Source organism: Glutamicibacter sp. NPDC090743 (assembly GCF_044769125.1).
Taxonomy (GTDB): Bacteria; Actinomycetota; Actinomycetes; order Actinomycetales; family Micrococcaceae; genus Glutamicibacter.
Genome location: NZ_JBIVXE010000006.1, coordinates 65,620 through 80,933 on the forward strand (window position 1 = coordinate 65,620; position 15,314 = coordinate 80,933).

Consider the following 15,314-nt stretch of genomic DNA (forward strand, 5'->3'; position numbering starts at 1 on the left):
GGACCCAACCCATGCCAGCCGCTGCCGAGAGGCCGCGCCGGCGCAGGGACCAATATCCATCAAGGATGGAACCCGAGCACAGCACTCCAGCGGTTGATGATTCCCTTCAAGCCTCCATGCCTCGCCAGAGTGTTCAGCGCTACCTTGCTGGAAGCCCTGAGTCCGGCCGGCCGCGCGTAAACCCGTCCTGCTGCCTCCACACGCAAAGAGGGAACGAATTTCAGGACGAAACTCCCCTGCGAAGCACAACTCAAATCCAAATCATCATGGATCGCAGATCCCTCGCGACATACTTCATGGCTCAGTTCTTCCCACAGGCTGCTTCTGAACGCCATATTGGACCCCCATAGCGGAACGGTCGCAAGAGCTGAACCCAAGCCGGCAAAATATCCGAAAGCGTAAACGACCGAGCCGAGTGTCCGGAGGCCCCGCGGAAGGTCGTAGAAATAACCGGGGCCGGTCAGAGCATCAATAGCGGGGTTCCCGGCGAATTCTTCATGGACCTTCTCAAGCCAATTGTCCGGCGGGATCGAATCGGCATCACACCTCACAATGATCTCCGCCGAGGTTTGGTCGTAACCGGCACTTGCGGCGGCGGGGATGCCTCTAGTTCTCTCAACAATGACTTTTGCCCCGGCGGAACGAGCGATTTGAGCACTATCATCGGTGCATCCGTTATCAACCACAATGATCTCGTCTGCTTGCCGCGTCTGCGACGCAAGCTTTTCCAGTAGCGTTCGGAGATGGTGCTCGTCGTTCAGCACCGGGACTACTACGCTGATTCGCATGCGCGTCCGAAGCTCCTTATCCGCTTGATCCAGCACACTGCCAGGACAATGCCCAGCATGCCGGCGAGTAAATCAGTAATGCTGTCGCTGATTCCGACCCCGATACTCCGGGAAATCAAGAAGTAGCCAGCCCATTCTCCGATTTCCCACAGAACAGCCGCTAAGGTGCCATTCACCAGCAGCCAGCCTGCTATTTTGTGTTCTTCAGCCGAGTTTGAAGGCGGTCTTAGAATCTTTCGATGAGTTGCGACGTCAAAGAGCAGGAGGGTGACAGTGGCCGTGGTAACGAAGTGGACTGCGAGGTCCAGCCACCAGATCACTTGGTACACGTCAAACGCGCTGAAAGCTCCAGCGGCTATGAAAACGAGTTGCCCCATCACATCTTGAGTACGCGACGCGGCATAGTACCGGAGCAACCAGGTCCCACCAGAAACCAGCGCCATCGCTGCCGCCGCGGCTGATCCGGCTGCCAGCAAAACAACTGGTATCAACACGAGCGCAGCTGCGCGCAGCGAATCACTCGTGTGCAGTCGAAAAGTCGATTCGTAACCTGTCGCTGTCACTTATTTCCTCCCACCACGCTGTTTGCCGGGCCTTGCAATTTGCAGTAAGGATACTGGTTTCGATGAGCCTTCACTAATTCCGGGGATTGGCCCACAACCCGCGTCATGCAGCCCGGCATCCGCAAACCCAGAAGGCACGCCATGCTCCGGACATGAGTCCTAATACCTGAATCGATGCCATCGACGGTTCATGCCACCTAGGCACCCGATCCTGGCCCTTGTGTACCCCGAGCCTGGGGCAGAATATACGAGGGCCCCGTTAAAGGAGCGCCTCGGCAAGATTACGATGATCGTCTGGAAATACACTCTAGTGAAGATCTCAGTTAGCCAGCAGCCCTGTATATATGCGACGGTGCGCTTCAGATAATGCCTGTCGTTGGCTCCTGCGCGCCTCCACATCCAGCCCGGGAATTTGCCGCAACTTCAGCTGATGCCGCACTGCCCTATTCAGGCTGGATTCATCGATCATTTCTCCATTCCATCTATATGGTTCCACGGAGGGATGCTGCCCCAGATAATGCCCGCAGTCTGGAACAACGACTGCGGCGCCAGCATCCAGGGCCGCTTCCAGCCATCCGGAGTGGGTGCCGAAGCGGTACGGCAGTACGCACACCTCCAAAGATCCCAAATAAGCGAATAACTGCGCTTCGGTGAAGTATGAGTGCGCTTCGAGTTCCCAGTCTCCCCGAGCGTGTCCGTCTATGAGTTGGCGTGCCAGGGCTGGCTGGTACTCCCGATTCTGTGGATCCAGGACTTCTTGATGGATATTGACCTGCAGGACTGTGCCGGGGATATCGGAGACGATGCGGGCCAGAGGCTGGAGCACAGCCGGGGAAATATTGGCTCGGACTTCCTTGAGATGCACACCCACTCGCCGCGTCCGCGACCCGGACTGACGTGGCTGTTTCTCACGGCGTTGGCGCAGCTCTCCCATCGTTGGAAAATCAATGACGTGCGGATGAGGCAGCACATGGGCAGTGCGTTTCCACTCAGCCGCAATCTGCGCGGCCGCTCCGTCGGTTAGGGTGATCAGCTCGTCAGCTGACGGAATAAGCACATCCAGCAATGCCCGGTGTGCGCGGGGGTCCGGTTGATGCGGATTTACCAGATCATGGACCGTATATACTAGGGGTTTCCCGGTTTCTTTCAATGCGCCGATTGTTTCTTCCATGCCATTCGGGTCCAACGCGTCAAATCCGAAATGGATGTGCATCAAGTCGAACTGACGCTGATTCTCCACAATCCACTGTGAGTTCAGCATTGCAGGTGGCCACCAAGCAGATTGGATGCTTTGTCCGCCATCGACCGGCCGCGGGTCGGGCAACCGCGCGATGTCGTACTCCTGGCCCTCCAACGGTTCCAGATGACGAATATAAACTTGGTCGTGGGGTACCGACGCTATACGAATGATGTTGGAAGCCTTCTGTGAAATCATGCTCAGTCCTCCTTTGGTGGTAGCTCTTCGATAGGGTCGAAGGCGAATGCGAAATTCCTATGCGAATGGTGCCTGATGCAATTCTCGATTCTGGTCATTGCCCACCGCCGTGCTGGGCACCTCCAACGGCTGTTGGATGGGGTCCAGCGCAGCTCGATGAAGCCCCAAGAGGTTGTGATTGTCTATATGGACGATCCTGCTCCTGCGCCGGTGGAATCCAGCCTTACGGTCAAGACTATTCATCTACGGTCCTTGCCTGGCGAGCGCGGCTTGCCTCTGGCCCGCGCGAGGAATACTGCTGCACGAAATGCCCGTACGGAGAATCTGGTATTCCTGGATATCGACTGCATACCGTCCAAAGAGTGCTTCGCCGGCATGCTCCGTACCCTCGCCTCGCAGCGTGCTCTGGTGATGGCAGAACCGAGATACCTGCGATCTGCTCTTCCTGCAGGAGCACCTCCGGAGGATTCGAAGTTGAGTGAACTGTCCGAGTCTCATCATGCTCGGTCCGGCCTCCCTCGGAATGTGCCCTGCCAGCTGCATGAAATGTTCTGGTCGCTGGCCTTTGCCATTAAATCTGGAGATTTCTCTGTATTGGAGGGGTTCTCCGAAGAGTACGAGGGGTACGGGGCCGAAGATACTGATTTCGCTTTCAAGGCACGCGAGAGCAATCTTCCGGTAGTTTTCATTCGGGAAACTGTATTCCACCAGCACCACGGAGTATTCAAACCGCCTTTGAACCACTTTTCGCAGATTGTGGAAAATGCCCAACAGTTCCGCCACCGGTGGGGAACATGGCCTATGGAAGGCTGGCTGGCAGCCTTTGCAAGCATGGATCTGGTTGCCTGGGACCGGGCAGCTGCCGATTTGGAAGTGCTTCGCGAACCGACATCTCTGCAAATCGAACGCGCTCGGAGCGACGATGCCTACTAGCATGGATGCTTCGTTACGCTAGCGACCATCCCGTGCAAGGCATCGGCAAATCCGTCATGGTCCCCAAACAACACCATCGCCAAGGCATCCGGGTTCTTGGAAGCAGCCACTGGCAAGAGTGCGTTCCAATCCACTGGCGTATTCCACGAAGCGAGCATCGGGTATCCGGTAGCACGGTGGAGCATGCGTGCATAGGCCATCTGTTCGCCAAACGGCCTTTCTTCCGGAATCAGCAGCGCAGGCTTGCGACAGCTCGCCGCCGCGACGACGGCATTGTGCCCTGTTGAAGTTATGATGACATCGGCATCGGCCATCCATTGTTCAGGGTTGGAAACTGTGCCGTGGCTGCGCAAATTATCGGGCATTGCGCCGGTAGCGCGTTGTACAGAACCCAGCACGTCCCAGGACCAGCTCGGCGCTGAGGCAGCGGCACGTGCAATTTCATCAAGGCTGATTGCCGCACCCAGTGAAGTTTGGACGGCAACCTTCCGGGATGCCTCCCGAGGGAAGCTCGTTCGGGGCCCAGGGTCGGAATAACCTACAGGGTCAGGGGACGGAAGGTAATAGCTCTTGCTCCCGTACCGTTGGAGATGGGAAGCTTCTTCAATGGATTCCGGGTAATAGGCGAACAGCGCATCTGCAATGCCATACCCCAATTCGTGCGCTTGATCTGTGCGTTGTCCTGGCATCCGGCGTAGTGCGACGCGGTATCCGCTCAGCCGGGCAAAAATAGCCACCTCCACAGAGACATCGACCATGACCAGATCCGGAGCGAATTGATACCACGCCTGATTCAATGTGGAAAATCGTTTAGTAATCCGAATGTCTGCCGGAGCATAGTGGAAGTAGCCGCCGGCTGTAATCTCACCAGCATGATTTTCCAAGATATCCGACGCCAATGGAACGTAATTCGTTCCTTCTGGAAGCAGCGCCTGGTTCATCGGTCCTGTGCTCGCTACCTGGACGTCAAACATCCTAGTTTCAACTATTCTGCGCGCATGGCGCAGATGCCCGGAGCCCATATGGTGTGCGTAGTAGGAAATTCTTGGTAATCTGCTCATCTGCGGCGATTTTCAGCAGAGGTCTTCAACGCGATTTCAACAAGTGCTTGTTCATATGAGTCGAGCATTCGATCATGTGAAAAACCGGCCGCTCTCTGGAACACAGCATCTCTGTCAAGAGTTCTTGCCCGCTCGATCGCTTCTACAAGGGACGCTGTATCGCAGCGCTCGGCTACGGCACCACCAGTAGGGCCGATAAGACCAGCCATTGCTCCAGATGGCAGGGCGGCAACAGGAGTGCCGCATGCCATCGCTTCCAAGGTGGTCAACCCGAAAGGCTCCTCCCAAAGCGGGGTGGAGAGAAACACTTCGCTCATGCTGATCATCTTGCTGAGCTCAGTGTGTGTCAGATGACCACGGTATTGAATCTGTTCATCAAGTCCAGGGGCGATCAGCTTGTCAAAATATTCCTGGTCCTGGATCGGGCCCGCCATAACCAATTGCATGCCAGCGGCACGAGCGGCCGTAATGGCGATGTGGGGACCTTTTTCCGGTGTAATCCGGCCGCTCCATGAAGCCAAGCCCGAGCGATATGACGTTTCACGGGCCGACGACCAGCTGGCGATGTCAATTCCGTTTTCGATTATGTGCAGTTGTGGGATCCAAGTTTTCCACGCTCGGGCATTGGAGCTCGATACAGTAGCGAAAAGGTGCCTGGTATGGGGATTTCCCTGTTGCTCCAGGACCCTGACGATCCGTGGCAGAGGGGGAGTGTGCAGAATGTGAAAGGTCGGGATGTCCTGAAGCTGCTCATGCGGAACAGGACTGAGCGAATTATTGATTACGACGTCGAAATTTCCCGCATGGATTCTATCGATAGCACTTTGCATAGCACCATCCAAAATCTGATGCTGCATATTCGTCAGGTCGTCATCGGGATACCCGCGCACTACATAGGACTCTGGAAGCATTGGTTCAAGTTCTGCGTTCGCCATTACGTCGAACTCATCGCTGCCCGCCTTGGCGAATAGGCGAACAGAATGTCCTCTCGATGCCAAACCGGCAACGAGATGTGCGGTATGCGATTCCATACCACCAGCAAAAGGCGCCCGAATGGGGTGATGCAGGTGCGCAAGCACAGCGATTCGCAGAGTCGCTGGCGAACCGAATAACTGAAATGCCATCTCCGGTTTAGCCTTTCGGATTGCTTTCAAGGGCCATCTGACTATGGATCGAAGAATATCTTTCTTCCGCTCTCGTCGTTGCGCTTCTTCGTATCTCCCAGCAATCGTCAGGTTTCATGATCTTGCATTGTCCGCACTTCTCCGGATTGCGACTTGCAACATCCGTCGAAATACTCTTGGGATGCGCCCACCAGCATGGCAACCGGGACAGAGCATCGTTCGATAAGTCGATCACACGTATCCAATATTGGCGTTCTCACCATCACGTCGTGCGCGCTATCCAACTGATGCTGTTGGCCATGAATCAGTTGCGGATCTGCGGAATCCTGCGGACGGCGAAAGCGTCGGGAAGAGCCGCCCGTGCGAGATGGACGATGTGGCTAGTTACCGGTTCGCCGGCTTGGCCGCTTGTACCTGAGATAGCGGCGCATCCACCTGTCGACACCCAGAAGGACCCTGGCCCCAGATCGACACCCACGACGGATAGCAAGTGCGAATGAACCGCAGCAGCCGGCGCCGGTGGCCGATCAGGCAGTCCGCGTGAACGGCTGGCTCCATAATCCGCGTCAGGTTGGTCCACGCTGTCGCTGAAAGAATGGTTCGCGAATGAGTCCAACCGAGCGGCCGTCCACGAGTTCCGGACATCCCGGAACCGAGTCCAAATGTGCCGGCCTCGCTCGGTTCACTAGGGACTTGTCCGTGTGCTGCCGATGGGATGTGCATCCAGGTACACGCCGTGGAAATACGAGTCGTTTCTACATTGAGTCCGGCCGATCAGCGAGTTGCCCGAGCATCGCTCCCAGCCCTGCGGCCAGGACATGTGCTTGCTCCAAGGGCATCCACCAGCATTCCCAGGACTCAGCTGCGCCGCCGTGCGCGGGATCTGGTTCACCGGCAATCCAACGCCGTGCAAGATCTTGCCGGGCAACCTTGAGCTGGAAGTAGTGGCGGTTTGCGATTTCATCTCTCATGGGCCGCACGTCGTAGGCCAAGATTCCCAGTTCCCGCGTGATGATCCCTGCCAGCCCAGTTTCTTCCAAGAGCTCGCGTCCGGCTGCTTCACGAGGGGTTTCACCCGGTTCGATGGTGCCGGCAGGTACTTGAACCCCGGTGACATGCATGGGGTGCTGCAAGTGCGTGAAGACCAGCAGGTGGTTATCTTGGACGACGTAGCAGACAGCTTTTTCTTTCACGCGCGGCATTGCTTGAGAATACCAGCAGAGCCAGCACCGGCCAGAGCCCTAGCCTTGGCACCTGTCCGAGGCATTTGGGGCCGCAGCAGCGCAGCGCCGTTCCGGGGAAAAACTCTTGGGCATGCAGGCAGCCTTAGACGCTGTCTGCTAGAGATTTGAGCTTCAGGCGTTGCTGCTCCCACTGACCGGGAGTGAGCTCTGGCAGGTTAGGCGCTGAAGGGCGCAGACCAATGAAACCGTCCAACTGCTCGCGGACGATATCCAGGTGTCCGGCATGACGGTGCGATTCGGCGATCATATGCACCAGAAGCCGTTGCACCGTGGTGTGCCGATGCTTATTCCACCACGGCACCACCGCTGGCGAATCCAGCTCCAGCTCATCGAGAACACCATCGGCTGCGGCAATCGTTTCCTTGTATAGGGATATTGCATCATCCAAGGACATCCCCGGTGGCGGCAGGAAGTCTGCCTGCTCATCTTCGGAATCGATAATGCTCCGGAGGACCGGATCCTGGATTTTCCGGCCCAGGCAGGCAATGAAGTATCCGGCCTCGGTGACGGCCAGATGCAGCAGCAGCCCCATGACGTGGGTACCTGTCGAGGACATGGGAGTCCGCGCCTGGGCATCGTCCAGACCTTCGCATTTCCACAAGACCGCTTCGCGTGCGTCATTGAGATATTCGCGCAGCAGCGCCGAGCTATCGAGTGTTCCGATTGGCATGAGCCGAGTCTATTACTTCACCGGACACAGGAACATAGGCAGATCAGGACAGGTTGAGGTCTGGGTTCCAGCAAGGGAATCTGCGGCTTAAGCTGTTCCTTCAGGATGCTCGTCGGCCCAGCGATGGGCACGTGAAACCAGCTGCTCGGATAATCCTGCAAGCTCTCCCTTGCCGCTGCCCATGGCCAATCCCAGCAAGAAGGTGCTCAAGGGCGCTGCCGGGCGGGCAACCTCATGGGCCACATGCTTGGCGGCATCCAGCACGGTAGCAATATCCACTTCGCTGGAGTCCAAGCCCAATTCCTTGGCGGCGGCTTCCAGCCAGTCGTTCAGTGCTTCTGGTGGCAGGTGCTGTGCCATGCGCGTCCTTTCGTTGCGGCGGGCACTTTCCAGCGCCTGCGGGGTATCGATATCGCTGCTTGTTTCATCATCCACCGGAACTTGTGCCAGGTGAAGCTGGTTCAATGCGCGCCGTACCGGCGCGTTGACGAGGTTCTCACCAAGTGCGTCGCAGACCGAGGCCAACGCCGCGGTGCGGTAGATCCCGGCCAGCCATTGGGTGTGGCCTTGGGCATCAACCAGCAGCAGGCCATCAGTCTCCCGCCGCTCGAAGTTCTTGGTCAACGTGGTGGCGACCGCGACCGGGCGCTGCAAATCGCAGGCCAGGACCATGGTCCATTCGCTCGCGGTTTCACCGCTGAGTTCCTTCAACCCCGCGGCAATGCCTGACAAGGGGCCGGCAAATGGTGGGTCTTCACGCACTACAGCATCGGCTTTGGTTCCCGCAGTATCCGGGCCAACCACGATAACTCGGGCGGCTCCCGCCTTGCGGGTCGCTGCCACCACACGGTCCACCAGGCGCTGGCCATGCAATTGCAGTTCCGCCTTGCCCGCACCGCCCAAGCGGGTGCCTCGTCCCCCGGCAAGGACCAGGGCGTCGAAGCCGATGACGTTCGAATTGCTCATGGAACCATCCTCAGGACTTCGACCTCATCGCCGGGATTGACCTGGGTGATCCCAGCCGGGACCAGGGCGTAGCCCTGGGCCGCGCCGAAACCGCCTACCGAGTGGGAAATACTCTGTGCCTGGACCGCCGGTGCGCATCGCAATTGCTCTCCATGTTCGAATACGACCGGGATGACCTGGACGCGTTCTGCGGCGGCTCGCCAACCTACCGCGGCCACTGCTCGCAAGGTGGGACGCAGCACGTCGCGGTGGTCCTGCATGGCACGCAGGCATGGTCGCACGAACAGCTCGAAGCTCACCGCGGCGCTGACCGGGTTGCCCGGCAGGGCGAAGACCATCGCGCCGGCTGCCAGCCGTCCGGCGCACTGCGGCTGGCCCGGACGGATCTTCACCCGCACCGCCTGCACTTGGGGTTCTGCTTCCAGCGCTTGGCGCATGACGTCATAGGCGCCCGGTCCCACTCCTCCGGTACTGAGCACGGCATCGTGGGTGGCGCCAAGGATCGCCAGCTGCTCGCGCACTGCTTCAATGTCATCGACGCAGTGCACTACGGTAGTGGCCTGGATTCCTGATTCTGCCAGCAGCCCCGCCATCAGCAAGGAGTTGGTTTCCGGGATCTGCCCGCGCGTCAGCGCTTGGCCGGGAGTACGCAATTCTGCTCCGGTGATCAGTACCGCCACCTTGGGCATGGTGCGCACCTCCAGCGTGCTGGATCCGGCTGCGGCCAAGGCTGAGAGCCGGGCCGCGGTTAGTTCCTCGCCGGCGTAGGCCATCGGTTCCCCGGCATTCTTGTCTTCCCCGCTGCGGCGGATGTCCTTGCCAGCAGGAACCTGCACATTGACCTGCACGGTCTTCACATCCCAGCCCTCAACCGCGGCCGAGGTGTCCTCGATGCGCACCACTGCGTCAGCATCCGACGGGATCGGGGCACCGGTCATGATTTTCACGCACTGGCCTGCCTCCAGCACCGGATTCCAGCCGCTTCCAGCCGGCACTTCACCGATCACATCCAGCGCCGCCGGAGCAGTTGCGGTATCGGCCGAGCGCACCGCGTAGCCATCCATGGCCGAGTTGTCCCACAGCGGCAGCGGGTGCGCTGAGGCAACATCCTGGGCCAGCACTGCACCATGCAATGCGGTGAAACCGCCGGCCACCGCAATCCGTTGCGGGGCCACGGGCACCACCTGCGAGAGCAGCCGCGAACGGTGCACTTCAAGTTCTATGGGGTCATTTCCGGTGCTCATGATTGCTCTTCCTGAATGCTTATCGGGTGCTGCGCGGGCAGCGTGGCCACCACGGCGCGCACAAAGCGATTGGCCGGGGCGGCAAAGACGTCGGCCACGGTGCCCTGCTGGATGATCTGTCCGCGCTCAAGCACCAGCAGGTCATCGGCGAGCGCCAAGGTATCGGCGGCCGAATGCGAGACCACGATGGCGCTGGTTGCGGTGCGCGCCAGCTCTTCGCGCACCAGGGCGCGCATGTCCATGGCGGCCTCGACATCCAGCGAAGCGAAGGGTTCGTCGATGAGCAGGATCTTCGGCTTGGCGGCCAGGGCGCGCGCCAGGGCGATGCGCTGCCGCTGTCCGCCAGACAGTGCCTCGGGCCGGTGGCTGGCGATTTCTTCCAGTCCCAGTCTCGCGAGCCATTCGCTGGCGGCGGCCGTGGCCGCGGACTTCTCCAGTCCCCCGGCCCGGGCGCCAAAGGCAATGTTCTTCAAGGCGTCCAAGTGCGGAAACAGATGCGGGTCCTGGCCCAGCAGCCCGACTTCGCGCAGGTGCGGCGGACGGTGCAGCTTCGCATCGGCCAGCACCGTGCCGGACAGTTCGATGCGCCCCCGGGTGATCTTCTGGATCCCGGCGATGGCGTGGACGATGGTGGACTTGCCCGAACCGCTGGGGCCCATCATTGCCAGCGTGCTGCCGGCGGGCACCGCGAATTCAACGTCTACGTCGAATCCGGTGCGCGGCACCTGCAGGTTTACCTTGAGCGTCATTTCAGTGCTCCCGGGCGCCAGGCACGCACCAGCAGCAGCACCAGAACTGCGGTGGCCAGCAGGAGCAGCGAGAGTGCGACAGCCGAGTCTCGTCCGGCCCCGGCACCGTTGAATGCGGTGTAGATGGCCAGCGGCATGGTCTGGGTGACACCCGGCGCATTGCCGGCAAATAGCGCGGTGGCGCCGAACTCGCCGATGGCCCGCGCGAAGCACAGGATGATGCCGGCGACCAGGCCCGGGGCGGCCAGCGGCAGGGTGATGCGGGTGAGCACCATCCAGCGCCCTGCGCCCAAGGTGGCGGCTGCCTGCTCATAGCCTTGGCCGGCGGCACGCAAGGAGCCTTCGACGGAGAGCACGAGGAATGGCAGTGCAACGAAACTTTGTGCAATCACCACCGCGGCGGTGGAGAACGGCAGGGAGATCCCCCATATGGAATCAATGAACTGGCCAATGGGGCTGGTGCGCCCGAACAGGAAGAGCAGTGCGACGCCGCCTACCATCGGCGGCAGCACCAGCGGGACGGCGATCAAGGCCCGCAATAGCTGGGCTACGCGGGTGGAGCTGCGGGCCATCAATACCGCCAGTGGCACGCCGAGCAGCACGCACAGCACGGTGGCGGCCACCCCGGTGCGCAAACTCAGCCACAGTGCGGCGAGCGCTTCTTCACTGGTGGCATCGGCCACCAGCGTGGACCAGCTGGCCCGCGAAATCAGTGCGAGCAGCGGAAGCACCAGCAGTGCCACGCCCAGCAACGCCGGTGCAATGGCGAAGCCTGGAACCCGTACCCCGGTATCGCTAGCCATTAGCCTGCGCGGCCCCGGTACCAAAGCCGTGCTCCTCCAGAATCTGCTGGCCGCGCTCGCTGCTCACGAAATCTACGAAGGCCTGTGCGCCAGGATTTTCACCCCGTGCTGCGATCGGGTAGGTGTTCACAATGTCTTCTGCCCCATCGGGCACGATCGCCGCAACGTTCCCGTCATCGAGTACGTCGGTGGCGTAGACCAGCCCGGCATCTGCTTCACCGGCGGCCACCTTCTGCAGCACCGCGGTGACATTCTGTTCCTGGCTGGCCGAGGTGACTTGCACGCCGCTGGCTTCAAGCAATCGCTGCGAAGCCGCGCCGCAGGGTACCTGTGGTGCGCACAGCACCATAGTGGCCTGTGAAAGGTCCTGCAGGGAATCGATATCCGCCGGGTTATCCTGCGGCACGGCGATCACCAAGGTGTTGCTGGCAAAGATCACCGGCTCGTGGCCGAACCCGGCTTCAGTTACCTCTGACATGTTGCGTTCATCGGCCGAAGCGAAGACATCCACGTTGGCGCCTTCGAGGATCTGCGTGGCCAGGGTAGAAGAGCCGTCATAGGTGATGCTGGAGATCTGCACTTCGGGGTGTTCGGCTGTGAATTCTTCGGAGATCTGCTCGAAGGCACCTTGCAGGGAGGCTGCTGCCGCAATGGTGATTGGTTCCCCGGTGCTGTTGCCGCTCGCCGAGCAGCCAGTCAGGAACAACCCGGCCACGGTGGCTAGCACCGTGCAGCGAAGGGCCAGCGGCCAACGTACGCGCATGAATTCTCCAGAAATTGTGCTTTAAGCCCATGCTACAACCGCACTGAGGTCTACCGGCTTATTTTACGCACTGATTTGCGCTTTCAGACGACTCCCTATCGCCTAGGACCCAACCGGGTTAAGCTGGGAAGCATGAAAGCTCCATTGGCAGGGGAAATACTGGATGCCCGTTCTCGGCCCCTGCATGACTTGCGGATTTCGGTCACGGACCGCTGCAATTTCCGGTGCGTGTACTGCATGCCCAAGGAAATTTTCGGCCGTGACTTCCAATTCCGCGAGCGCTCGGAGCTGCTGAGTTTCGAAGAGATTGAGCGTCTGGCTCGCATTTCGGTTTCTCTTGGCGTGACCAAGCTGCGCCTGACCGGTGGCGAACCATTGCTGCGCCGCGGCATCGTGGATCTGGTGGCAATGCTCTCCAACCTGCGCACGCCCGAAGGCAAACGCATTGACCTGGCAATGACCACCAACGGCTCGGCGTTGCCAGTGCTCGCACCTGCCCTCAAAGAAGCCGGCCTGAACCGCGTCACCATCTCGCTGGACTCGCTGGATGATGAAAAGTTCAAAGCCATCAATGACGTGAATTTCCCTGTCTCCAAGGTCTTGGAAGCCATCCAGGTGGCCCGCGAGGTCGGCCTGGGACCGGTGAAGATCAACACCGTGATCAAGCGCGGGGTCAATGACAGCGAGATCCTTTCGCTGGCCGAGCATTTCCGCGGCACCGGGAACATCCTGCGCTTCATTGAATTCATGGACGTCGGCACCACCAATGGCTGGAAGCTGGATGAAGTGCTCCCATCTGCTGAAGTGGTCTCCATGATCAACGAACGATGGGCGCTGGAACCAGTCACCAAGACCGAACCGGGCGAGACCGCCAACCGCTGGCGCTACAAGGACGGGGCCGGGGAGATCGGCGTGATTTCCAGTGTCACCAATGCCTTCTGCGGCAAATGCTCACGCGCTCGCGTCTCGGCCGAAGGCCAGCTCTACACCTGCCTGTTCGCCGGCTCCGGCTACGACCTGCGCCAGCTGATGCGTGACGGAATCAGCGATGAGGACTTGGCGAAGGCGTTGACCGGCCACTGGCGCAAGCGCGATGACAATTACTCGGAGCTGCGCGCAGCGCTGACCCCGGGCAATCGCAAACGCATCGAAATGTCCTATATCGGCGGCTAGCCCATCGATTTCTGTCCGTCTAGGGATTCGCGGATGATGTCCGCATGTCCTGAATGCTGGGTGGTTTCTGCGATGATGTGCACCAGGGTGCGGCGCACCGACCATTGCGTGTCGGTGAACCACGGGGCCGAGGGCAGCTCATGCACGGTATCCAGGTCCACCTCTGCCAGCAGCGCGTCGGTACGGTCGGCAATCTGCGCGTAGATCTCCAGCAGCTCTTCCAGGGTTTCTCCGTCTTGCATGCGGAATTCATTGAGGAAGGCTTCGACCGCCTCGGGCGGCATCTGGCTGAAATCCGCTCCGTCCCAGGCCATGGCCGCCCGGCCCATGACGATGAATCCCTGCCACTGCTTCTCGACCGCGGTCACGTGCCTGATCAACCCGCCGAGGGTCAATTCGCTCACCGTGGTGCGTTGCGATGCCTGCTCGTCGTTCAGGCCCTGGACGGTGAAACGCAGGAAATGCCGGGCGTTGGCCAGAGCCTGGAGCAGGTCCGCGCGTTCGCCGGTGAGGGTGGTGTTGGTGATGGCCATGGTGCTCATGATTGCCTCCTGGCATAAGCTGCAGCCGGTATTTCCAGCTGGTATTAACCAGAGTAGAAGTGAAAAGTGCCAGTTTTTGTCCTAAATCAAGGCAGACTTGTTGCATGAGTACCAGCACCAGATTCTTGCGCCTGCTCTCGCTGCTGCAGACCCATCGCTATTGGTCAGGAGACGAGCTCGCTGAACGCCTGGACGTCAGCCTGCGCACCGTTCGCCGGGACATCGACAGGCTGCGCGATCTCGGTTATCCGGTGCAAGCTGATCGCGGCGTAGGCGGCGGCTACCAGCTGGCCTCCGGCACCGCACTGCCTCCCTTGGTGCTCGACGATGAGGAAGCTGTGGCATTGGTAGTCTCATTGCAATCCACCGTGCACAGCGGATCTTCCGCGCTGGCCGAGGCCGCACTGCGGGCGATGGGAAAATTTGTGCCCGTGCTGCCAGCCAGATTGAGGAAGCGGGCGCAGGCGCTGACCGCGAGCACTGTCCCGCTCAATTCCCAGTCCTCCGCAACGGATCCGGTGGATCCAGCGGTACTGGTGGCATTGGCCCAGGCGTGCCGCGATCATGAACGAATCGCCTTCGACTACAAGGATGCCAAGTCAGCAGAAACCTCGCGCCGGGTAGAACCGGTCCAATTAGTGAATGTGGGCAACCGCTACTATCTGGTGGCCTTTGATCTGGACCGCGATGATTGGCGCAGTTTCCGGGTGGATCGCGCATTGAACCCCTCACCCAGGGCATTGCGGTTTGCGCCGCGTGAAGTGCCAGGTGGCGACGCAGCGGCCTTTGTGCGCGCAGGATTGCGCGGCAGCGGGCAACCAGAAGTGAGCGCTCGGATTCAGGCCAGCGCCGAAAAGCTGGAGCCTCTCATTGGCCGCTGGTTCCAGATCCAGCAGATCGATGAGAACAGTTGCCTCGTGCGCACCGAGAATATGGATCTGCGCTGGGCGGCGTTCGGCCTTGCGATGAGCGAGGCAAAGGTCAGCGACGTTCAGCCAAAAGAACTGCGTGCGCTATTGGATTCCTGGATTTCGAACCTCGCACCGATGTTGAGGAATGACGAATAAATACCAGTCGAAGTACATTCATGAAGACGGGCAGTTCCTCGCCAGCGGGTGGACATTCCGTTCTCCTGCGGGCTCGACAACAACGTATCTACTCAGGCGCGGGGAAGTTTTCGTGGCCTTCGCTGCCCATATCTATGGCCTTTAACTAGGCGTCAACATAACTCCATTAACAACTACCGACAAGATTGA

16 protein-coding genes are annotated in these 15,314 nt (G+C 59.8%); 3 read left to right on the forward strand and 13 right to left on the reverse strand.

What is annotated here, in order from left to right; translation table 11 throughout:
* Positions 1-59: 59 nt before the first annotated feature.
* From ACIQTS_RS13305 to ACIQTS_RS13315, 3 genes are all read right to left on the reverse strand, one after another.
* Positions 60-788: a glycosyltransferase family 2 protein gene (locus tag ACIQTS_RS13305; RefSeq protein WP_402473637.1), complete on the reverse strand. Its 729-nt coding sequence runs from the start codon at positions 786-788 to the stop codon at positions 60-62.
* Positions 773-1,351, reverse strand: a complete 579-nt coding sequence (locus tag ACIQTS_RS13310; protein WP_365943098.1) for a hypothetical protein — start codon at positions 1,349-1,351, stop codon at positions 773-775. The genes ACIQTS_RS13305 and ACIQTS_RS13310 overlap by 16 nt, the downstream gene beginning before the upstream one ends.
* Before the next feature lie 319 nt (positions 1,352-1,670).
* Positions 1,671-2,786, reverse strand: coding sequence for a glycosyltransferase family 1 protein (locus ACIQTS_RS13315; RefSeq protein WP_402473638.1), 1,116 nt, complete (start codon positions 2,784-2,786; stop codon positions 1,671-1,673).
* A gap of 75 nt (positions 2,787-2,861) precedes the next feature.
* Here ACIQTS_RS13315 and ACIQTS_RS13320 point away from each other — a divergent pair, with 75 nt between their 5' ends.
* Positions 2,862-3,719, forward strand: coding sequence for a glycosyltransferase (locus ACIQTS_RS13320; RefSeq protein WP_365943096.1), 858 nt, complete (start codon positions 2,862-2,864; stop codon positions 3,717-3,719).
* Here ACIQTS_RS13320 and ACIQTS_RS13325 read toward each other — a convergent pair.
* The 9 genes from ACIQTS_RS13325 to modA form a co-directional block, all read right to left on the reverse strand.
* Entirely contained in the window at positions 3,716-4,660 is a 945-nt protein-coding gene (locus ACIQTS_RS13325; RefSeq protein ID WP_402473639.1) for a hypothetical protein, read from the reverse strand. The genes ACIQTS_RS13320 and ACIQTS_RS13325 overlap by 4 nt on opposite strands.
* A 116-nt stretch (positions 4,661-4,776) precedes the next feature.
* Entirely contained in the window at positions 4,777-5,811 is a 1,035-nt protein-coding gene (locus ACIQTS_RS13330) for a glycosyltransferase (RefSeq protein WP_402473640.1), read from the reverse strand.
* Positions 5,812-6,659: 848 nt separating this feature from the next.
* Positions 6,660-7,097 carry an NUDIX domain-containing protein gene (locus ACIQTS_RS13335; protein ID WP_402473641.1) on the reverse strand — a complete coding sequence of 146 codons (438 nt, stop codon included), beginning with the start codon at positions 7,095-7,097 and terminating at the stop codon, positions 6,660-6,662.
* Between the two features lie 133 nt (positions 7,098-7,230).
* Positions 7,231-7,818, reverse strand: coding sequence for a DinB family protein (locus tag ACIQTS_RS13340; protein ID WP_402473642.1), 588 nt, complete (start codon positions 7,816-7,818; stop codon positions 7,231-7,233).
* Between the two features lie 87 nt (positions 7,819-7,905).
* Entirely contained in the window at positions 7,906-8,784 is an 879-nt protein-coding gene (locus tag ACIQTS_RS13345) for an NTP transferase domain-containing protein (RefSeq protein ID WP_402473643.1), read from the reverse strand.
* Positions 8,781-10,028, reverse strand: coding sequence for a gephyrin-like molybdotransferase Glp (gene glp, locus ACIQTS_RS13350; protein ID WP_402473644.1), 1,248 nt, complete (start codon positions 10,026-10,028; stop codon positions 8,781-8,783). The genes ACIQTS_RS13345 and glp overlap by 4 nt, the downstream gene beginning before the upstream one ends.
* Positions 10,025-10,777, reverse strand: a complete 753-nt coding sequence (locus tag ACIQTS_RS13355) for an ATP-binding cassette domain-containing protein (RefSeq protein ID WP_365943089.1) — start codon at positions 10,775-10,777, stop codon at positions 10,025-10,027. Before ACIQTS_RS13355 ends, glp begins: the two co-directional genes overlap by 4 nt.
* Positions 10,774-11,580 (reverse strand): ABC transporter permease, encoded by an 807-nt coding sequence (locus ACIQTS_RS13360; protein ID WP_402473645.1) that lies wholly within the window; start codon positions 11,578-11,580, stop codon positions 10,774-10,776. Before ACIQTS_RS13360 ends, ACIQTS_RS13355 begins: the two co-directional genes overlap by 4 nt.
* Positions 11,573-12,343, reverse strand: coding sequence for a molybdate ABC transporter substrate-binding protein (modA, locus tag ACIQTS_RS13365; protein ID WP_402473646.1), 771 nt, complete (start codon positions 12,341-12,343; stop codon positions 11,573-11,575). Before modA ends, ACIQTS_RS13360 begins: the two co-directional genes overlap by 8 nt.
* A gap of 132 nt (positions 12,344-12,475) precedes the next feature.
* On the opposite strand from modA, the gene moaA reads away from it, so the two are divergent.
* Positions 12,476-13,516 carry a GTP 3',8-cyclase MoaA gene (gene moaA, locus ACIQTS_RS13370; protein ID WP_402473647.1) on the forward strand — a complete coding sequence of 347 codons (1,041 nt, stop codon included), beginning with the start codon at positions 12,476-12,478 and terminating at the stop codon, positions 13,514-13,516.
* On the opposite strand, the gene ACIQTS_RS13375 is transcribed toward moaA, so the two are convergent.
* Complete coding sequence (locus ACIQTS_RS13375; protein ID WP_180993110.1) at positions 13,513-14,058, reverse strand: DinB family protein; 546 nt, start codon at positions 14,056-14,058, stop codon at positions 13,513-13,515. The genes moaA and ACIQTS_RS13375 overlap by 4 nt on opposite strands.
* A 104-nt stretch (positions 14,059-14,162) precedes the next feature.
* Between ACIQTS_RS13375 and ACIQTS_RS13380 the strand changes: the two genes are divergently transcribed.
* Positions 14,163-15,125 (forward strand): helix-turn-helix transcriptional regulator, encoded by a 963-nt coding sequence (locus ACIQTS_RS13380; protein WP_402473648.1) that lies wholly within the window; start codon positions 14,163-14,165, stop codon positions 15,123-15,125.
* Positions 15,126-15,314 lie beyond the last annotated feature (189 nt).